Source organism: Deinococcus sp. QL22, from assembly GCF_023370075.1.
In the GTDB taxonomy this organism is placed as follows: domain Bacteria; phylum Deinococcota; class Deinococci; order Deinococcales; family Deinococcaceae; genus Deinococcus.
In genome coordinates this window covers 386,211-404,722 of record NZ_CP097150.1, presented here as the reverse complement: position 1 = coordinate 404,722, position 18,512 = coordinate 386,211, and the positions used below count along the sequence as shown (strand labels likewise).

Annotated in this window: 18 protein-coding genes and 1 pseudogene; 13 read left to right on the top strand and 6 right to left on the bottom strand. The window is 60.3% G+C overall.

The window, feature by feature from the left end; all coding sequences use genetic code 11:
• Nucleotides 1–269 precede the first annotated feature (269 nt).
• A complete protein-coding gene (locus tag M1R55_RS18020; RefSeq protein ID WP_249394314.1) occupies nt 270–968 on the bottom strand; it encodes a DUF2259 domain-containing protein in 699 nt (232 codons plus the stop codon).
• Nucleotides 969–1,261: 293 nt separating this feature from the next.
• On the opposite strand from M1R55_RS18020, the gene M1R55_RS18015 reads away from it, so the two are divergent.
• The gene (locus tag M1R55_RS18015) at nt 1,262–2,068 is read left to right on the top strand and encodes an alpha/beta hydrolase (RefSeq protein WP_249394313.1); all 807 of its coding nucleotides are present in this window, start codon (nt 1,262–1,264) and stop codon (nt 2,066–2,068) included.
• Nucleotides 2,069–2,178: 110 nt separating this feature from the next.
• Here M1R55_RS18015 and mscL read toward each other — a convergent pair whose 3' ends face one another.
• Nucleotides 2,179–2,604 carry a large conductance mechanosensitive channel protein MscL gene (gene mscL, locus M1R55_RS18010; protein WP_249394312.1) on the bottom strand — a complete coding sequence of 142 codons (426 nt, stop codon included), beginning with the start codon at nt 2,602–2,604 and terminating at the stop codon, nt 2,179–2,181.
• A 322-nt stretch (nt 2,605–2,926) separates the two neighbouring features.
• Here mscL and M1R55_RS18005 point away from each other — a divergent pair, with 322 nt between their 5' ends.
• Nucleotides 2,927–3,106 carry a hypothetical protein gene (locus M1R55_RS18005; protein ID WP_249394311.1) on the top strand — a complete coding sequence of 60 codons (180 nt, stop codon included), beginning with the start codon at nt 2,927–2,929 and terminating at the stop codon, nt 3,104–3,106.
• 174 nt (nt 3,107–3,280) lie between these two features.
• Nucleotides 3,281–4,546 (top strand): Na+/H+ antiporter NhaA, encoded by a 1,266-nt coding sequence (gene nhaA, locus M1R55_RS18000; RefSeq protein ID WP_249394310.1) that lies wholly within the window; start codon nt 3,281–3,283, stop codon nt 4,544–4,546.
• 1,035 nt (nt 4,547–5,581) lie between these two features.
• Here the strand turns inward: nhaA and M1R55_RS17995 are convergent.
• Complete coding sequence (locus M1R55_RS17995; RefSeq protein WP_249394309.1) at nt 5,582–6,046, bottom strand: Lrp/AsnC family transcriptional regulator; 465 nt, start codon at nt 6,044–6,046, stop codon at nt 5,582–5,584.
• Between the two features lie 116 nt (nt 6,047–6,162).
• Between M1R55_RS17995 and M1R55_RS17990 the strand changes: the two genes are divergently transcribed.
• Complete coding sequence (locus tag M1R55_RS17990; RefSeq protein WP_249394308.1) at nt 6,163–7,059, top strand: DMT family transporter; 897 nt, start codon at nt 6,163–6,165, stop codon at nt 7,057–7,059.
• A gap of 150 nt (nt 7,060–7,209) precedes the next feature.
• Nucleotides 7,210–7,671 (top strand): annotated as a pseudogene (locus tag M1R55_RS17985) (transposase); the annotation flags it as partial.
• A gap of 216 nt (nt 7,672–7,887) precedes the next feature.
• Here M1R55_RS17985 and M1R55_RS17980 read toward each other — a convergent pair.
• The gene (locus tag M1R55_RS17980; RefSeq protein ID WP_249394307.1) at nt 7,888–8,751 is read right to left on the bottom strand and encodes a helix-turn-helix transcriptional regulator; all 864 of its coding nucleotides are present in this window, start codon (nt 8,749–8,751) and stop codon (nt 7,888–7,890) included.
• Between the two features lie 171 nt (nt 8,752–8,922).
• On the opposite strand from M1R55_RS17980, the gene M1R55_RS17975 reads away from it, so the two are divergent.
• Genes M1R55_RS17975 through M1R55_RS17955 form a run of 5 tightly spaced genes read left to right on the top strand, consistent with a single transcriptional unit; the run spans nt 8,923 to nt 13,769 of the window.
• Complete coding sequence (locus tag M1R55_RS17975; RefSeq protein ID WP_249394306.1) at nt 8,923–10,338, top strand: MFS transporter; 1,416 nt, start codon at nt 8,923–8,925, stop codon at nt 10,336–10,338.
• Entirely contained in the window at nt 10,335–11,174 is an 840-nt protein-coding gene (locus tag M1R55_RS17970; RefSeq protein WP_249394305.1) for an alpha/beta hydrolase fold domain-containing protein, read from the top strand. The genes M1R55_RS17975 and M1R55_RS17970 overlap by 4 nt, the downstream gene beginning before the upstream one ends.
• Nucleotides 11,159–12,340 (top strand): MFS transporter, encoded by a 1,182-nt coding sequence (locus tag M1R55_RS17965; protein ID WP_249394304.1) that lies wholly within the window; start codon nt 11,159–11,161, stop codon nt 12,338–12,340. Before M1R55_RS17970 ends, M1R55_RS17965 begins: the two co-directional genes overlap by 16 nt.
• Nucleotides 12,337–12,855: a hypothetical protein gene (locus M1R55_RS17960; RefSeq protein WP_249394303.1), complete on the top strand. Its 519-nt coding sequence runs from the start codon at nt 12,337–12,339 to the stop codon at nt 12,853–12,855. Before M1R55_RS17965 ends, M1R55_RS17960 begins: the two co-directional genes overlap by 4 nt.
• On the top strand, nt 12,852–13,769 hold the full coding sequence (locus M1R55_RS17955; RefSeq protein WP_371827201.1) for an MsnO8 family LLM class oxidoreductase: 918 nt from the start codon (nt 12,852–12,854) through the stop codon (nt 13,767–13,769). The genes M1R55_RS17960 and M1R55_RS17955 overlap by 4 nt, the downstream gene beginning before the upstream one ends.
• Before the next feature lie 120 nt (nt 13,770–13,889).
• Here the strand turns inward: M1R55_RS17955 and M1R55_RS17950 are convergent, their stop codons facing one another.
• Complete coding sequence (locus tag M1R55_RS17950; protein ID WP_249394302.1) at nt 13,890–14,300, bottom strand: helix-turn-helix domain-containing protein; 411 nt, start codon at nt 14,298–14,300, stop codon at nt 13,890–13,892.
• A gap of 47 nt (nt 14,301–14,347) precedes the next feature.
• On the opposite strand from M1R55_RS17950, the gene M1R55_RS17945 reads away from it, so the two are divergent.
• The 3 genes from M1R55_RS17945 (at nt 14,348) to M1R55_RS17940 (ending at nt 17,075) form a co-directional block, all read left to right on the top strand.
• On the top strand, nt 14,348–15,175 hold the full coding sequence (locus tag M1R55_RS17945; RefSeq protein ID WP_249394301.1) for an NAD(P)H-binding protein: 828 nt from the start codon (nt 14,348–14,350) through the stop codon (nt 15,173–15,175).
• A 324-nt stretch (nt 15,176–15,499) separates the two neighbouring features.
• Nucleotides 15,500–15,781 carry a transposase family protein gene (locus M1R55_RS32220; RefSeq protein ID WP_371827200.1) on the top strand — a complete coding sequence of 94 codons (282 nt, stop codon included), beginning with the start codon at nt 15,500–15,502 and terminating at the stop codon, nt 15,779–15,781.
• Nucleotides 15,782–16,655: 874 nt separating this feature from the next.
• Nucleotides 16,656–17,075, top strand: a complete 420-nt coding sequence (locus tag M1R55_RS17940) for a transposase (RefSeq protein WP_249394300.1) — start codon at nt 16,656–16,658, stop codon at nt 17,073–17,075.
• Nucleotides 17,076–17,228: 153 nt separating this feature from the next.
• On the opposite strand, the gene M1R55_RS17935 is transcribed toward M1R55_RS17940, so the two are convergent.
• Entirely contained in the window at nt 17,229–18,503 is a 1,275-nt protein-coding gene (locus tag M1R55_RS17935) for an MFS transporter (RefSeq protein ID WP_249394299.1), read from the bottom strand.
• Between the last annotated feature and the right edge of the window lie 9 nt (nt 18,504–18,512).

Here is an 18,512-nt window from a genome sequence, read left to right as displayed (position 1 = left end):
TAAACAACCCTGCACTGAAAGTACAGGGGTTTGGAAGCGACTAAAGTCGCCTTGACGCTATGACCCTTACGCCGCTCTCTCTTGGACGGGTCGCCTTTCATTCCGTATCGGTTGCAGGGTAGTTTTTACCTTCTCTGCCGAAATGTCTGATCTCACAGCCGCTTGCACTAAAGTACATGGCTTAAGACCAGCGCGTTGGAACAGTGAACTGAGCATGGAATGAAGCTGAGTCCTTGACAGTTTGAGGAAGTTTTTGATTCAAATCTGCCTCACTTTAGGGTGACAGCCACAAATACCGGGTCGGCATTTGGGCCTTCAAAGCCTATTCCGTAGGCCCGCAAGGTGAACAGGGCGCGGTTGCCCCGCACATCCACCCGTTCCAGGCTGTAACGGGCGGCACAAGTGCGGGAAGCAGGCAAGGCAACGTCTTGATACACCACGCGCCCCCGCACACTGAGGCGGAAACCAGACGTGAAGTCGCCAGAGTTTAAGTACTCCGGTGGACACGTGGACGGCAAGCGGAACACACTGAGCTTGATCGGAGCAACACTGTCCGCCGTCCAGAGGGCGACCGGCGTGGTTCGACTTTGTCCGGCCCCGATGCCGTCAGACCAAGAGGGATAAGGCGTGGGATAGACTCGGCGGTAACGCGGCACAGACGTAACACCTGGATTCAGGCTCAATCGGGTGAACAGATCAACCACAGGCGCAGAGGTCAGCAACTGCGCCAACACGACCGGAGCCGTCGCTTCGGCCGTTTTTCTGGTGGTGTAAGCGGTCGTTCCGGTGGCCGTAGTCAAGACGTTCACCTGCGCTGCACCGAATCCACTGCCGTCCAATGTTCCAGACATGACGGCCAACACGTGCTGGCTGGAGGGCGAGAAAGCAACGCGGGTGATGTCCAGACGGTTGCCCGCCCACGCTGTCGAGGCCAACAAGATCAGGGCCGGGAACAAGAATCGCCGCATAGCGTACCTTACACCGCTGGCGGGAATTTCTGGAGCGGGGACGCTGCTCGGCGGCTTCCTATGCTTTGCAGCCTTGCCCGTTACCTGTGCCTTGCACCAGGGCTCAGCTCGGCTTTGGCCATTGATCTTAAGCGGGGCGCTGCTTCCGAAGTGGTTCTTTGGAGTTCTGCAAGGATTTGTCCCGCTCTGCTTGGCACGGATCTGGCCGCAAGTCCAAGTGCTGGTGGTGGGTGCGGTGTTGTCGCCTGGAAAACGGACAGTGACTGCCGCAACCCATGCTCTAGGCTAAAGCCATGACGCAACTGCCTGCCAAAACTCAAGGCCAGCGCCCCCGACTGTCACCGCGTGCAAGGGTGTGGCTGGCCATTTTCCTGGCAGGCTTTCTAGGCTATCTGCTGGCCCTCGGCATTGGCGCAGCCGTACGCCCGCCGCTGGTGGTGGGCCAAGACGCCGCCGTACAGGGCGCACAGGCCCGCGCCACGCTACAAACCAGTCCCGGCACGTTTCTGGATATTCAGCCTGTGAACGGGCAATACGACACGCTGCTCGTGTTCTATTCCGGCGGCTTGGTGCGCCCACAGGCCTACGAATGGTTGGGGACAGCGTTGGCGGGACGGGGCGTGCGAACTGTGATCCCCGCCTTCCCGCTGGATTTGGCTGTGACTGGCATTGGCCGCGCGGACGCCTTGATCAAGCAATTCGGTACAGGGAAGCGTGTGATTCTGGCCGGACATTCGCTGGGCGGCGCGATGGCGGCCCAATATGCGCGTGACCACCAAGCACAACTAGCAGGCCTGATCCTGATGGGCGCGTACCCGGCAGGCAACGTCAGCCTGCGCGACTCAGCGGACTCACCTTTGCCCGTGTTGTCGCTGCTCGCTGAACATGACGGCGTGGCCGACGCTGCCGAGGTTCGGGACGGCCTGAATCGGTTGCCTACCTCTGCTCGCCTGACGGTCATTGATGGAGCTGTTCACGCCTTCTTTGGGCGCTACGGCCCGCAAAAAGGCGACGGCATTCCCACCGTCACCCGCGCTCGGGCCGAAACACAAATTGTGGCGGAGATTGGGGAATTGTTGGATGGGATAGAGGGGCAATAAGCGAGCGAACCTACCTCAATGTTGCGAGAGTTCTAGTGTCCCGGCGAACTGGACGAGCGTCAGAGACCGAATGAAGGGCAAGGCTGCACACCGCAAGAGGCGCAACGGCTTTAGGGCCGCACTTCTCCCTGAGCGGCTGTGGGCGGCTGAAGGCCCCCACCGGCCCGCAACGCGTCGCGGATTTCGGCCAACAGTTTTTCTTCGTTGCTGGGTTCGGCGACCGGGGGCTTGTCCTGGCGCTTGAAGCGGGTGGTGAGATGATTCATGGGCGTGACCACCAAAAAGTAGATCACGGCAGCAATCAGGATGAAGTTGATGATCGCGGTAATGAAGGTGCCGTAATCGAAGGTCACGTTGTTGACCACGAACGCTCCACCAACGCGGGTGCCGCCGCCAGTCGCCAGCTTGATCAGTGGGTTGAGGAAGGCCGCGCTAAAGGCTGTGATAATGCCGCTGAAGGCCGCACCGATCACCACACCGACAGCCAGATCGACAACATTGCCCCTAAGAATGAAATCCTGAAAACCTTTTAACATAGATGTTCTCCATGAGCGCCGATCGCGCCCTGTGAGCAGTGACTTCATTGCGTGAGCGGCAAACCTGAGAACACTTTAGAGCTTAGAGAGAAGGGGAGCGGACTGACGGCGTTGAAAAGACCATTCGCTTCTTAGAATGATCCCTAAAGTAATCAGCGTTACGCTTACGTTCTGTGCGAAGACGGACAAAGCCTAGGTGAGGCTCTCAGTGGGTCTCTACACGGCCTTCACCCCACACCGGAGAAACCGGATAAAGAAAGGACAAAGGTTGATTGTATGAGATTATCATGTGGCGAGCGAGCCCGTGTCTCACGATGAAGGTATGACTTCTGCTCTCCCCGTCTTGCTGGGCAGCACCAGTGCACTCAGCATCATGACCCTGATGTTGTTATTTACGGGTAATACGGTGGCGATGGCCTTGACAGCCGTCTTTGCCATCGTGTTGGGCGTGGTGGCCGTCCCCATGTTGGCGCGGCAACAGGAAACAGAGGAGACTCTCTAATTAGGCAAGATCAGCTGTTCACCGCTTGCGGTAGCGTTGCCGGTCTTTGCTCAACTCTTCACTAAAAGTTTTAAGCCGCGAAGACTTCAATTCAGCGATCGGTACCAACGGCCATACGTTGATCAGGTGGAGTCTGCATGTTGGCCTCCACCTTGCTCTTGTTCGGGAGAATTCATGTCAGCGACAACGGCTTCACCCTTTGCCCGCTTTGTCCACAACGGCGCGTTTGCTGGCCTGCTGTTGGTCTGCACCGCACTGATTGCATTTGTCTGGGCCAACTCCCCCCTGCGTGAGTCCTATACCACCTTGCAGCAAACCTATTTTTCCCTGACCCTGGGTGACGCTGCCCTGCGCCTCTCGCTGGAACACTGGGTCAACGACGGCCTGATGGCCGTCTTTTTTCTCTTGGTCGGCCTCGAAATCAAGCGCGAACTGCTGATCGGTGAATTGGCTTCGCGGCGGCGGGCCACCTTGGCCGTGGCGGCGGCGGCGGGCGGAATGCTGATTCCGGCGGGAGTCTATGCCCTGCTGAATGCCGGAGGGCCGGGCTTCTCCGGCTGGGGCGTGCCGATGGCCACCGATATCGCCTTTGCCTTAGGCGTGCTGGCGTTGCTGGGTTCCCGCGTCCCTGTAGGTTTGAAAGTCTTCCTGACCGCGCTGGCCATCGTGGACGACTTGGGCGCGGTGCTGGTCATCGCGCTGTTTTACACCTCGGGAATCCAAAGCGTGTTCTTGGGCCTGGCCGCCTTGACGTGGGTGGCTGCTCTGCTGTTCGGGCGGCGCGGCTTCGTGAGCCTCAAGCTGTACGGCGTGCTGGGCCTCTTGCTGTGGTTCTTCGTGTTGCAGTCGGGGCTGCACGCCACGATTGCCGGAGTGCTGCTGGCCTTCGCCGTGCCCATCCGCAAGCCTGACCCTGCCGGCTACTTGGCCTCTTTGACGGAGGCGGCCAAACCCGGACGCGGTGAACAGGTGGGCACCCGCCTGCGTGACCTCGAAGACCGCTTGGAACGTGCCCAAAGCCCTTTACACCGCTTGGAGCATGCCCTGCATCCAGTGGTGACCTTCGCAGTCCTGCCCGTTTTCGCGCTGATGAATGCCGGCGTGACTGTGTCTGCCGGCGGGCTGGGCACCGTATCGCTAGGCGTCATCTTGGGACTATTAATTGGCAAACCACTGGGGGTCGTGGGCGGGGCGTGGCTGGCGGTGCGGTTGGGGGTCGCTTCCTTGCCGCGCCGCGTCACCTGGCCCCACATGATCGGCGCAGGTCTGCTGGCAGGCATCGGTTTCACCATGAGTCTGTTCGTCTCGAATCTGGCTTTTGAGGACTCGGTCTTATTGACCGAGGCGAAGCTGGGCGTGCTGCTGGCTTCGGTGCTGGCAGCCGTACTGGGGGCAGGCTGGCTGCTACTGGTCACTCACAAAAAGGGAAAAGCCGCATGACCACGAATGCGTCGATGTCCTCGTGTGATCATGCAAAAGAGAAGGAAGATGCGGTGAACAGCGGAGGTTCAAGATGCCGTTTGAGACCAGGGTGGTTTCGGCAGCGGCTGGCCTGGTGCCGTTTTCAGGTAGAGGGTAGCTGAACAGTGGGTGCTTCAGCATCGCCACCCCCCCGCTGTCCCCAGCCGACGTTCGGCCTCCTGTCCCCTGAGCAATACTGTGTGCCCGCCTGAGCCCACGCTAGGCGAAAGAGTGCCTGCATGTCCAAAGATAAAATCCCCACCTCCCACCAAACCCACCCTTCAGACCTCGCCACCATTGAAGCTTTAAAACTGGAAGGCCGGCAACCCGCCGATGGTTAAACCGTCGCCGCCCTCTTCAAGCTTTGGACGGGCGACCGGGAACACCTCTGTGGCCTCTACCGACGAGCAAATGCGGTGCCGTTGCGGGTCAAAGCACCCCCTGAGTCTGCGCTTCCACAGGACAACATGTGCCGTGCACCACAGACCGGACCAGCCCTCTTACAGAGCGAGCATCGGCTGAGGCAACGTTCTACGCTGCCCAGACGCAGCGATGTTCCTCTGAGGTGGAACAGGAGGTCATCGCAGCGGAACGTCACTGGCGTGCGTATACGTTTTGTGCTGAGTCATGGGCTGCCTCCTGTGATTGGGGCTGAGCTCCATGTGTGCAAAATCGACTCACCGTCAACTCATTCATTGATCTACCACGTGGCCAGTCGCCTGCATCGGGAGTGCGGAAGAGCTGTAAAACTGAGGTATCCCCACTCCAGGGTGGTGCGGGATTGGTGGACTGGGCGACCCACTATGAGGGTCAAATTCTTTCCAATCGCGCTGCCTGGGACGCACAGCACAGCGCACAAGGCTCGAGCATGCCCTGAGAAGCTATGAAAGTCATCAGCCTTCAAGCGGCTGAAAGTGGGACGAAAACAAGCGAAAGCTGTTCTTGCTATATAGACAGGTGTTCTTCGCTTAGGTGCATTGAAATACTGAACTTTGTCAGCATCCCCCCTCGAGATCAACGCATCGCACGCACGGGAGGGGGACGGCGCACGATAAGCTGGGACTTCACGATAGACGTGTTCGTTTCGGCGTTGTCCACGATGCGCTCCAACAGCACATCGAGTTCTTCAATGGAGCGTACGAACAGCCGGACAACATAGCAGTCGTCGCCGGTTACCTTGTCGCACTCACAGAATTCTGGCGTGCTGAGAATCAACTTTTCCACCACCCCCTGCCTCCCCGGCAGGGGACGGATGCGGACTAGTGCCTGCACGTTATACCCCAACGCATGTGGATTGAGGCTCAGCGTGAAGGCACGGATGATGTCGCGGTCTTCGAGGCGTCGCAGGCGTTCGGCAACGCTCGGAGGAGACATACCGACCTGCTCGGCCAACTCCTTGAGCGACCTCCGGGCATTTTCGAGTAACAAATTCAACAGACGTTCCTCAATTTCATCGGGTTTATTCGAAAGCGTTGACATTACGAAATTATACCTCAGTTTCAGAAAGTTTTGATGGTTAGAGTTGTCGATTAGTTATAGAAGATATCGTTGTGCCTCAGTATATTCAGAAGCATGATGATTTATAGGATCTGGCGATGAACGAACAAACCCGGGGAACCGTCGAGATGACTGCTGCAATGGGCATGCTGGGAACCATCGGCTGGTTCGTTCTGCGTTCACAGCAGCCGTCCATTGATGTGGTGTTCTGGCGCTGCGTGTTCGGCGCGTTCACCCTGCTGGTGATCTGTGTGGCGCTTGGCCTGTTTCGGCAAACCCTTACCTGGCGGCAACTGGGAATTGCCGGATTGGGCGGCATGGGCATCGTGGTGAACTGGCTACTGCTGTTTGCTGCATATGACCACGTTTCCATTGCCATTGCTACGGCGGTATACAACACCCAGCCGTTCATTCTGGTGGGGTTCGGTATCTTGCAGTTCCGAGAAACGCCGGACGCTTCCAAGCTCCTCTGGCTGGCTGGGGCGTTTGTTGGGGTGCTGTTCATCGTTCTTGGAAGCCCAGCAAGCGACGAGTTGAGAGGAACTTTTTTCATCGGCATCTTGATGGCCTTGGGAGCGGCCTTTTTCTGGGCGGTGGCGGCAGTCACCACTAAGCACCTCACTGGCACGCCGCCGCACCTGATCGCCTTGATCCAAGTGTGCATCGGGATTGTGCTGCTCGCGCCTTTCGCGCACCTGAGCCAGCTCCCCACCAACACTGAGACCTGGGCCATGCTCATCACCATTGGCGTGGTTCATACCGGACTGCTGTACATCTTGATGTACAGCGCAGTGCAGCGGCTGCCCACGCACCTCCAAGGAGCTCTGTCGTTTATTTACCCAGTCGTCGCGATTGCCGTCGATGTCGCTGTCCTCGGGTACCGCCTTTATCCGCTCCAGATCATTGGCATGATCGTTGTTCTGATTGCCGCTGCCGCGACAACGCTGGACTGGGTCTTGCCTGGTCAAGGACGAGCTAAGCGGGCATCTGGATAATTTTGCCGCTGTTCCCTAGCCTCTCACTGAAAGAGCGGCCATGTGCCACTTTGGGATCACTCCAAAATCGGCGTCCCCTACCACGTTGGTGGCTGCCAAGAACAGGTTTGAAGCTCTAGGGCATCACTCTGGGTGGAGCAGAATCATTGGGTGACCCGCCGAGACTACCCCAGCGATATGGATCACGACACCTACCTCTTCTTGCTGCCATATCTGCTGCTCAGCCCTGCAGCTGCCACACAGCGAAAATATCCCCTTTCATGAGGTGTTGAACGCCCTGCTCTGGGTCGCCCGCACAGGCGTGTAGTAGGCCTACCTTCCCAATGACTTCCGCCCGGCAGAGACGGTGCGCCAACCGGCGCGCCGTTGGTTCGCCGCCGGTTGCTTCGAGAGTGCTGCTCACGATCTGCGGCTGCTGTCTCGTGTGCAACAGGCCAGAAATAGGGAGCCCATAGTCATCATCATCGACAGCCACACCCTGCAAAGCACGCCTGAGAGTGGACACCGCGCCGGGTTCGATGGTGCCAGGAAACGCCAGGGCACGAACGTTCATCTGGCGGTAAACACCCTGGGCACCTGTTGGCGTTGCGGATCATTCCAGCCAATGAACAGGTAAAGACCTGTACTCAGGGGTTCAGGAAGCGACGGGAGTGAACGGTGCACGAAACAGGCTGCGATCAGATGTTTTATCCGGCCACTAGCCTCCTCCCGAGATGCGCTGGGCACCTCCATTGAGCCAAGCAGGCGCAAGGTGGGCAAAGGTCATTTCCTCGTACGCTTGCTGGCGCTCCACAACATCGCAGAGGTTCTCACAAGGGCTGAAGTGCCTTAGCCTCGGCCTTTCACCACGCTCCCGAGCTGATGCACGGCCACCTCAGCCGCAGAGTTGGGTTGAGCCGTGTAGGTCAGCAGCCGGTCGCCACTGCCATCTGGGAGAAGCAGGGCTTCGAAGGCAAGCTCAATTGGGCCTACCCATGGATGACAGAAGGACTTCGTCCCAGAGATGCAGTTCTCAACCGTCTGGCTTTGCCAGAGTGCAGCGAACTCAACACTTTGAGTGACGAGTTCATCCACAAGCATCGTGATCTTCAGATCACGAGAGAATCGCCCATACGCCAGCCGGAGTGAGGCGACGGCGCGCGCCGCTTCCTCGTCCCACCGGGCATAGAGGGCCCTGGTCTGCTCATCCAGAAACAACATCCGGGTGACATTGGGCCGCGCGTCATGCTCGTCTGGCGCTTCAAAGGGAAGGTTTCCCGCCAGAAGCGCGTGACCTGATCGGTTCCAGGCCAGGACGTCTGTCTGACGATTGAGCAGCACCGCCGGCACCCGCGGCATCGCATCAAGCAGGTGTCGGATGCCCGAACGGACTGAGGGCACCAGCGATCCTTCGGTCACGGTTCCAGGAACGCGCGCCAGGTTAAACAAATGCTGCCTCTCGGCGCTGCTCAGCGCCAGGGCACGTGACAAGCGGCTGAGCATCTCATCGGACACCTGAGTCGGCTGCCCCTGCTCCAGGCGGGTGTAGTACGTGGGACTCATCCCCGCCACCATGGCCAGTTCCTCCCGGCGCAACCCCGGAACCCGCCGTGACCCATATGACGGCATCCCAACGTCCTCTGGTTTCAGGCGGGCGCGGCGGCTGCGCAGAAACTCACCCAGTTCCGCGCTGACGGTATTGACCTCTTCCATGACCGCATTGTCCTCCCTTCCAGAGGTTCTGTCCCCTGCGGTGTCTGCCTGTCCCTGCCAGTGGTAGGCACCGCGTGGAGAGTACTGCTGGGTGTCTGGCTGGTGGTCAGACGCACTGTCAGGCTGACGGCATGAACACGAATCCTTCCGTGCAGATAGTCAGGACAGCCCATGTCACACAGTAAAGTCCAGGCAAACGCCGGCGTCTCGCAGGCCAGCCGCGAGCGGTTGATCCTGCTGGTGTTGCTCACGGCCAGCTTCACGCTGGCCGTTGACTTCTCGATTCTCAATGTGGCTCTCCCGGCCATCGGGGCTGAAGTGGGCTTCTCCCTCGAGCATCTCCAGTGGATCGCCACCTCATTCGCTCTGGGTGCCGCTGGATTTACCCTGCTGTTCGGCCGCGTGGCCGACCTGTACGGGCGGCGGCGGCTGTTTCTGCTCGGCATGCTGTTGCTCGGTATTTCGTCCCTGGTCGGGGGCCTGGCCACCACGCCCACTGTGCTCCTGATGGCGCGAGTGGCCCAGGGACTGGCCACCGCCATGGTCACGCCAGCGGCACTGTCGCTGCTCACCACCGCCTTTCCAGAAGGCCCCACCAGAGCCCGCGCTCTGGGCCTCAACGGGGCCCTTATGGCGGCGGGATTTACCACTGGTGCCATTCTTGGGGGTGTCCTGGCTGACTTGCTCAGCTGGCGCTGGGCCTTTTTCATCAACGTGGCCGTAGCCGTTCTTGTCCTGGCGATCGCGCCTCGTATTCTCCAGGAAAGCCGGAGTTCTTCACGGCCACGGTTGGACCTCCCTGGCGCTGTTGCGGTGACACTGGCCCTGTTGGCCATCGTGTATGGCCTGACCCGGGCTGGTGAAACCGGTTGGGGCGAGCCACTCGCGCTGGTCATGCTCGGTGCCGGCGCCCTGCTTCTGGTGGCTTTCTGGGTGGTTGAGCAACGCACGGCCACCCCACTCATTTCCGTCACTATCCTGAAGCGCAGTACCGTGGCGTGGGGAAATATCGCCGGGCTCCTGGCCTTCGCAACGGAAACCTCCTTGGTCTTTCTGATCACCCTCTACCTGCAGAAGGTGCTGGGCTTTACGCCACTCCAGGCCGGTCTCTCGTTTGCGGTTCTTGGCGCCGGCACCGTGATCGGCGGCATCATCGGACCCAAGCTCATCGGCAGAATCGGTGCCAAGAAGGCCATCGTTCTTGGACTGCTGATCCAAGCCGCCGCGACACTTCCGCTGGCGTTTCTGGGTTTGGACCGCACCTGGATGCCGTTCCTGTTGATCCTGACCTTTGTTGGCGGTGTTGCGAATCTTGCCGCCATCGTGGGCTTCATGGTGACGGCCACGTCTGGCCTGCCAGATGAGGAGCAGGGCCTCGCCACCGGCCTGGCGACCATGAGCCAGCAGGTTGGCATCACCATGGGCATCCCCGTCATGTCAGCGTTGGTCACAGCCCGGCTTCACGCCCTTGGCGACGAGACCCCCCAGAGCGTGCTGAGCAGCCTGAGCAGTGCGATCACGGTCAATGCGGCCTTCTGCGTCCTGACGGCCGTGTTGGTCGGGCTCTTTCTGGGCCGCAAGCCATGACCGCCCTGGTGAGGACCACGGTGGTCTCGGGAGCTGGGACGGCCGTTCCGGTACGCCTCTTCCAACCAGCCATCCCAGGTCTAGGTTGGCTGGTCTGGGCCCATGGGGGAAGCTGGACCTCCGGGTCCGCGGCCGCCTGGCATGAGCCATGCGAGGATCTCGCCCGCCGCGCTGACATCACCGTGGTCAGCGTGGACTACCGGCTTGCGCCCATTTTTCCTTATCCAGCCGCACTGGAAGACCTCCTCGCTGTCCTGGCCTGGGTCGCCAGGCAGCCCGAACTCGGCCACCTGCCCAGGCTGCTCGCTGTAGGCGGAGACAGCGCCGGGGCCACGCTGGCCGCCAGTGCAGCGCTCGCCTTTCGCGATCAGGGAGGCGTGCTGGGAGCACAGGTGTTGGCCTATCCGCCTCTCGACCCGGCCTGCCGCGCGCCCTCGTATCTCCTCGATCCACTCCAGTTTCCTCACAAGGAGAGCCTGCTCGCGGCCTGGCGGGCTTACGCGGGGGACCAGCCAGGCATTGATCGAGCCTACCTCGCTCCTCTTAACGTGGAGTCCCTGCATGGACTTGCCCCGGCGATCATCGGCGTGGGCGACCGTGATCCTGTTCGGGACGACGTGCGCACCTACGCCGCCCGTCTGCAGGCCGCAGGCGTCGCTGTCCAACTGCGGAACTTCGCGGGAGAGGGCCACGCTCTCTTTCTCACCCGTCCCTCTTTCCGGGCGTGGCTCGCTGCTGCCCTCAGGCAACGGTTTGATGATGTCCTGCACCTCCCGAGTGCCGTGGCCTGCGCCTCCTGCGAGGCGGCCTGGAGTAAAGCATGCATCCAGCCTTGATGGCCTTGGCCCTCGGTGGATTCGGCATCGGGTTAACCGAGTTCGTCATCATGGGCCTTCTTCCTGAGGTGGCCCGAGACTTTCGCGTGACGATTCCTGTCGCGGCCTACCTGATCTCGGGCTACGCGCTGGGCGTGGTGGTGGGCGCCCTTATGCTCACGGCTGCCGTCACCCATCTGCGGCGCAAACCCGTTCTGGTGAGCCTCCTCCTGCTGTTCATCGCTGGGAATCTGATTTCGGCTGTTGCTCCCTCCTACGGCGTGATGATGACTGGGCGCATTACCGCGTCCCTGTGTCACGGCGCTTTTTTCGGCATCGGTTCGGTGGTGGCGGCTGATCTGGTCGCGCCGAGCAAGCGTGCCGGGGCCATTGCCACCATGTTCGCCGGGCTCACCTTGGCCAACGTCCTGGGGGTGCCGTTCGGAACACTCATCGGACAACACTTCGGTTGGCGCGCCACCTTTCTGGCCGTCACGGGCATTGGCGTCCTCGCCCTGATCAGCCTGATCCTGCTGGTGCCTCATCTGGCCAAACCTCAGGGGGCGAGCCTGCGCGCTGAACTCCGGGCGTTCCGTTCCGGTCAGGTATGGCTATCGCTGGCCATGACGGCCCTTGGGTTCGGGGGGCTCTTTGCGTCATTCACCTATATGGCGCCCCTGATGACCCAGGTCGCTGGTTACCCGTCCAGCGCATTGACCTGGTTACTGGTTCTTTTTGGTGGTGGCCTGTTCGTGGGCAACATCCTGGGGGGCAAGGCGGCCGACCGAGCGCTCATGCCTAGCCTGATTGGTCTGTTGACGGCCCTGACGATCATCTTGGGCCTCTTTACCTGGACCGCGCAGACGCCCATTCTAGCCGCCCTGACCCTCCTGGCCTTGGGAACCACCGGGTTTGCCACGGTGCCTGGCCTACAGATGCGGGTGCTCTCCTTTGCTGGAGAGGCCAACACACTGGCGTCCGCCGCCAACATCGCGGCCTTCAATCTCGGCAATGCAGCCGGGGCGTACCTCGCCGGGCTCGCGATCGTTCACGGCTACGGCTACACGTCGGTCAACTGGGTCGGCGCCGGCCTCTCCGGCCTCGGTCTGCTCGTGGCCATCACTGCCAACGCACTCCATGGGCAGTCGGGGAGCCCTAGCCGCTCAACACAAGGAGACCACACATGAGCGGCATCCTGCCAACCTCCCCTGCGTTTCAGGCACTGCTAAGGCACTTCACAGACCTGCGCGATGGCCGTCACGGCGGCTGCGCAAACCGCCATGACAAAGAACAGCTGTTCAGACGGGAGATTTTGCGCCTGGATCCTGTGGTGCGCGAGGTCTTCGCCGAACTCAACACGGCGCTGCTCCTCCGAACCGGTGTAGTGGAGTTCAATGCGGTACAGAGGGACACTTCCGGTGGGCTGGTGGCCAGTTGGACGCTGAGCTGGCCTGAACAAGAACATGCTGGCCTACCCCCGGTGATGCTTCTGGGCGTCTCTGGATGGGGGTTCCATCACCCGCATCTGCGTGCAGCAACCGTCGGGGAATGGCCCCTGAATGTGTACAGCGACGAGCAGGCCTGGGCGGAACGCGACGTCCTGCGCGCCATCGTGGCAGGTGAACTTCACAATCTGGTGTTTCAGCTTGGTGGAAATATTCGGCTTATTCCTGCCCTTGGCTCTGGACTGGAGAACCGATGAGTTTGCGTCTGTCGGTGCTGGATCAGTCACCTGTCGATGAAGGGATGTCCAGGGCAGCGGCGTTACGGCACAGTGTGGAACTCGCGCAGGTGACAGAGGCACTGGGGTACTCGCGGTTCTGGGTGGCTGAACATCACCATTCCGCCAGCTTCGCAGGAGCAGCCCCTGAAGTTCTGGTGGCCACGGTTCTCGAGCGGACCCAACACATCCGAGTAGGCAGCGGTGGAGTCTTGCTGCCCAGGTATACATCCGCCAAGGTTGCCGAGGTCTTTCAAACACTTGGCGCCCTGCATCCTGGACGGGTAGATCTGGGGGGTGGACGAGGGGGCAGCTCAGCCGATCAGTACGCCCAGCAGGTTCATGACCTGCACCGGTTTCTGCAGCAGACGACGGTGCCAATGCAACCAGAACTCTGGGTACTCGGAACGGGAACCAGCTCGTCGTCCCTCGCCGGACACATCGGTACTGGTTTTGCTTTTGGGCACTTTCTTAACCCTGGCCCAGCCGCCATAGCACTGGCCAGTTACCGTGAGTCCTTCAGGCCGGCACCTCCCTCCCCCTATCCCTGGGCTGCGCTCGCGGTTCGGGTCATCGTAGGCGAAACTGAAGCGTCCGCGCTTGACAGTCTGGAGGGTCTACTGCTATGGCGATCAAGCAAGGATCTGGATGTGGACACTCCCTTCCCGTCGTGGCGTACCGTTCGGAGGCATGCGTGGACGCCGCGGGAGAATGAACGCCGGGCAGCACACCTCCCGCGTGTCGTCGCTGGAACGGCCTCCCAGGTGCGGAGAGACCTCCAACAGCTGGCAAGTCGCCGCGGCATCGGGGAAATTGTCGTCAACACACCGATTTTCGATCAGAGAACGCGCCTCCAATCTTATGAACTGCTTGCCGCTGCGTTCCATGTGCACTGAGCGCTTGTGGAGTCGACCGACAAAACGCCTCCAGTCGAACATCACGGTGCTGATCGACCGGAGACGGGACTCCGCGTCAAGCGATGCACCGTGTTCTCTGCGAAACAAGCCATCCCCGACTCACTGTGGAGCGCGCTGCCCGTCCTCGTCCCAAGACCGTCTGGATTTCTGGATTGGCCCGTGGTGAGCCTGAGCCCAGGTGACCAGGGTTTGCACCACCTGCGTCAGGCTTTGTCCTCTCGCTGTGAGGGCATACGTCACCTGCGGCGGTATGGTGGCCACTACAGTTCGGCTGACGAGTCCGTCCCGTTCGAGCCGGCGCAAGGTCAGGGTGAGCATGCGCTGCGAGATGCCGTGCACCGCTCTCTGAAGTTGCCGAAAGCGGCCCGGTCCCGGGGAGAGCTCCGCAATGACCAGGACGGTCCACTTGTCCCCGATCCGTTCCAAGACATCCCGGATGCCACAATCCGGATGATCCTGGGAGCCACATGGTTCGAGGGCCCCAGTTACTTCTGTGTGCCTCAGTGACATGGAAATGCCTTCTTGTACCGAAGTCTGCCGGAACTTACCATGCCCCCATGTTACTGAAAAGAACCAACGAGGAAGAACAAGGAATGTTGATGATGACCAGTGCCTCTGGGCAACTCGGACGGCTCGTCGCGTCCCGGCTCCAGAGCCTGAATACACCCTTCATTGCCGCCACCCATGACCAGGCCCGGGCCGGGGAATTCACTCGGTACCTCGATTTCGACCTCCCAGAGACTCTTCAGTTCGGCGGTATCCGTACCCTGCTGCTGATCTCGGCCGGGTACGGTGAGGACGATGTGGTCACGGCCCGACATGAGCGTGTGATCACGGCAGCGGAGCGTGACGGGGTGGAACACATCGTGTACACCAGCCTGACAGGCGCAGGTGACCATCTGACGTTCAGTCTCGCGCACCGCTGGACAGAACGGCGCTTACAGGACAGTCGGTTGTCGTGGACCATCCTGCGCAATGGCCTGTACGCCGAGTTGCTGGGATCTTTGACGCTGGCCGAGGGTGGAGTGGTCCGAACCCCTCTGGGCGAGGGAAGGCTGGCGGCTGTGGCGCGTGCTGACTTGGCAGACGTCACAGCGAACGTTCTGTTGAGACCGTCGAATCATGCTGGAAAGGTCTATGAGCTGGTGGGACCCCAGGCGGTAGGAGGCGAAGACGTCGCTGAGATTCAGGGTGCCCAGTACCGTCCTTCCTCGCTGGCTGAAATGCGGGCCAAGCTTGACCAGTCTGGGCTGTTGCCGTTCCAGCCGGCCATGTTGATGTCGATCTACTCCAGCATCTCAGGAGATTTCCTTTCGGGAACAACAAGCGATCTCCCCCAACTCCTGGGGTGTGAACCTCGGCCCGCGTTGTCCCATCTCACCTGAAAGTCGTGTCCACAGAGGGAACTGCTTCTATGAAACGTTTCAGAGTATCTCTGAGAGCCGCCCTGATGGTGGTTGCCAGACCGTGAACTGGTGTTCCAGAGGTTTACAGGCGGATGAAGGGTTCCGAGTCATACAGGTCATGGAGGAGGTTACGGAATTCAATTCCATCAGCGAGTGATTGTCCACCGATTCGAGAAAGCGGGATGGCAGGTGTCCACGAGTTCATGACGGCAGCAGCAAGGTGACCCGTCTGGGGTTTCCCCGATTTTGCGGGGCTCTTCCGCGTTCCCGGTGCATGCCACTGGCCACGTGGTAGATCAATGGATGAGCGATCTTCAAGCAGTTTTGGAACGGCTACTCCCAGCCGAGCTTGCTCTTCAGGTTGTCAGCACCAGGCTTCAGGAAGCGTTTTTGGAGTTCACGTTGGCAAGCACCCGAACATCCGTGCCGTGCCCGAGGTGCGCGTCGTTGTCTGCAAGTGTACACAGCCACTCCCAGCGCCAAGTGCAGGATGTGCCGTGGTGCACGCTGCCTGTTCCCCTCCACTTACTTGTACGCCGATGGCCGTTGTCGTTCAACCCGCTGCACGCAGCGGGTATTCGCTGAGCGTTTCCCAGCACTGGCCGCGCCTTTTTCACGTTGCACCAGCAAGCTTCGTGCAGTGTTGCAACGAGTCGCCCTCACCGTTGGAGGCGAACCGGGAAAACGACTCTGACAAGCCTGCCAAATCTCCACCAGCGGCGATCGATTGCTCAATATTTTACGTGACAGTCAGCCTCCAATAGTAGAGCGCTGCAGGGTGATCGGCATGGGTGACTTTGCGCTCCGCAAAAACATTCGGTATGGCACGGTGATGGTCACCTTGAAACTCGCCAACCCCTTGACCTGCTCCCTGACCGTCGCGTTGAAACCGTGTCAGCGTGGCTGGCTCACCACAACCGAAATTGAGAGAGTCAGTCGTGATCGTTGGGCAGAGTATAAGCGCCGCAAACACGCTGGGTGCGCCACAGGCCACCCAAGTGATGGATCGCTGGCACGTCATCAAGAATCTGCGTGAGGCCCGAGAACGGCAGCTCCGGCGATCTCCACTTCAGTTCGATGAAGCAAAACTCGGGCCGCCTGCCCGAACCTTCCATTCCACGAACAGCGACCGAAGAAGCCGCACGTCAGCGGCGCGATGAGCGCCGCAAAGCCAGGGTGACAGCGGTCAAGACACTCAAGGCTGAGGGTAAAACCCCAAGGCGGAGATGAGCCGAAATCTCCGCTGCAGCAAACACTTTGTGCGATGGAGTCTGCGCGTTCATGTTGTTCCTGAGACGCGATACCGAACTCGTAAAAGCGCGATTGACGCGTACGACAAGTTCTTGTGGCAGCAGTGGCAAGCTGGTGAGCGCCATGCTCAAGAATGACTTCGTCAAATAAAGCACAAGGCTACCCACACGGCTAGAAACGCGTCCATCAATGGACGCTGGCGAGACGGATGGAAGAAGCTGAGCAACCACGACAAGAGACGAACTCGGCTGCTGTCAAGGAGGTATGGAAGAAATCCGATTTTTTGGGAGGTCAAATCGTCTGGCTGCTTTTACGGCAGGATAAACAGTTTCGGGAGCGCGATCGGCTCCTCTTTGACAAGCTCAAGGAGAAGTGCCCCCATTTGGAAGCCCTGCGCCAGTTGGCGCAGGGCTTCCGTCGATTGATGCCTAGAGGGACAGAAGCCGATCTGGACGCATGGCTGAAGGCCGCGAGGGAGAGCGGATTTCAAGATGTGCGCACCTTCGCTGTCGGGTTGACGCGAGAACGGGCCGCATTATTGGCGGCCGTAACCTTGCCTTGGAGTAACGGCAAGGCAGAGGGTGTTGTCAACCGAATCAAGTTGGTGAAGCGCCAGATGTACGGGTGAGGATCGTTTGAACTTCTTCGGAGGCAAGTTCTACTCGCGGCCTAAGGCCTGCACTGGGAGTGCGGAAGAGCCGCGAAACCGAGGCAAGCTCACTTTGTGTCCCGCAGGTTTTCGGCGATCATGATTTGAGAGGAAGGCATGCTGGGCGCTTGATCAGAATGCGGATGTGTCGCACGGCAACGTCTTCACTCCGGCTGAATCAGGCGGCACAATAATCGCACTCGGCGTGCGCCGCAAGATCGCTGTCCAACTCAACGATGTCAACAGCAACAAGACACCGCTCACCACGAACACCGCATTTAGGGGGACACGGTCGGCAATGGGTGCGAGACCCAACAGGGTAATCGGAATTCCTACCGTGCCAAACGTCGTCAGCAAGCTGCCAACTCGCCCATAATAATCCGGGTGTACCAAGGTTTGAAACGTCAAACTCAGACTGACGTTCAGCATCGCCAAGGTGGCCCCACACAGCACTGCCACCCCATACATCTGTCCGGGCGTCCACGTGAAGCTCAACGCCAAAAACGTTAAGCCCGTCAGGGCAAACCCTGCGATCCCCAGGGGCCGGAAGTTCACCCGCGCGCCTTGCCAAGCTAACACCAAGCTCGCGACTGCCATGCCTCCCGTCAGCAGTCCCAAGAACAAGCCGAACCCCCTCGCCCCGACGCCCAGAACGTCCATCCGAGCCGGCAGCAGCATCTCCATCGGAGCCAAGGCCGCATTAATGACCAAGGCTTGGAGCGGCAGAAAGATCAAGGCGGGGCTGCTCCGGGCGTACCGAAGTCCAGCCACGAAGTCCGCTCTCAAGGATACGGGCGCTGGACTTGGGTCGCGGGCAGGCAACCGGATCAACAGCAGCAGGCCGGAGAACAGCCAGAACGAGAGTCCGTCCAAAATGAGACTCGGGCCACTCCCGATCAGGCTGACCAAGGCTCCGCCGCCCACCAAGCCGATGAGTTGCATCACCTGTGTACTGCCCTGCATCACACTGGTGGCCCGCGCCCGGTGAACGGCGGGCACTAGCCGCGGCGTGATCCCGATGCTCGCCGGGGCATAACACGCCGTGACCACCCCACCAAAGAACGCCACCCCGTGCAGCAGGCCCACCGTGGTCTGATCGGTTAGCGCTGCCCACCCTACGAGGAGTTGCGCGGCACCCCGCAAGAGATTGAGGACGATGAGGGGCCCCCGGAGAGGCAACCGATCCACCACCGCACCCACCAAAGGAGAGAAGAGCGACGGCAGCAGTGTCAAGGCCAGATTAACGCCCATTTGTCCGCTGGAGCCGGTCTCTTGCAAGACGAGGTAAGCGAGCGCAATCCCGGCCAGCGCGCTGCCGAGTGCCGATTGTGCATTCCCAAGCCACCACAGCGTGAAGTCGCGCGTCCAGAGCGGTGGGGGAGACAGGGCAGGCAGAGGGGAGGACACGACTCCACT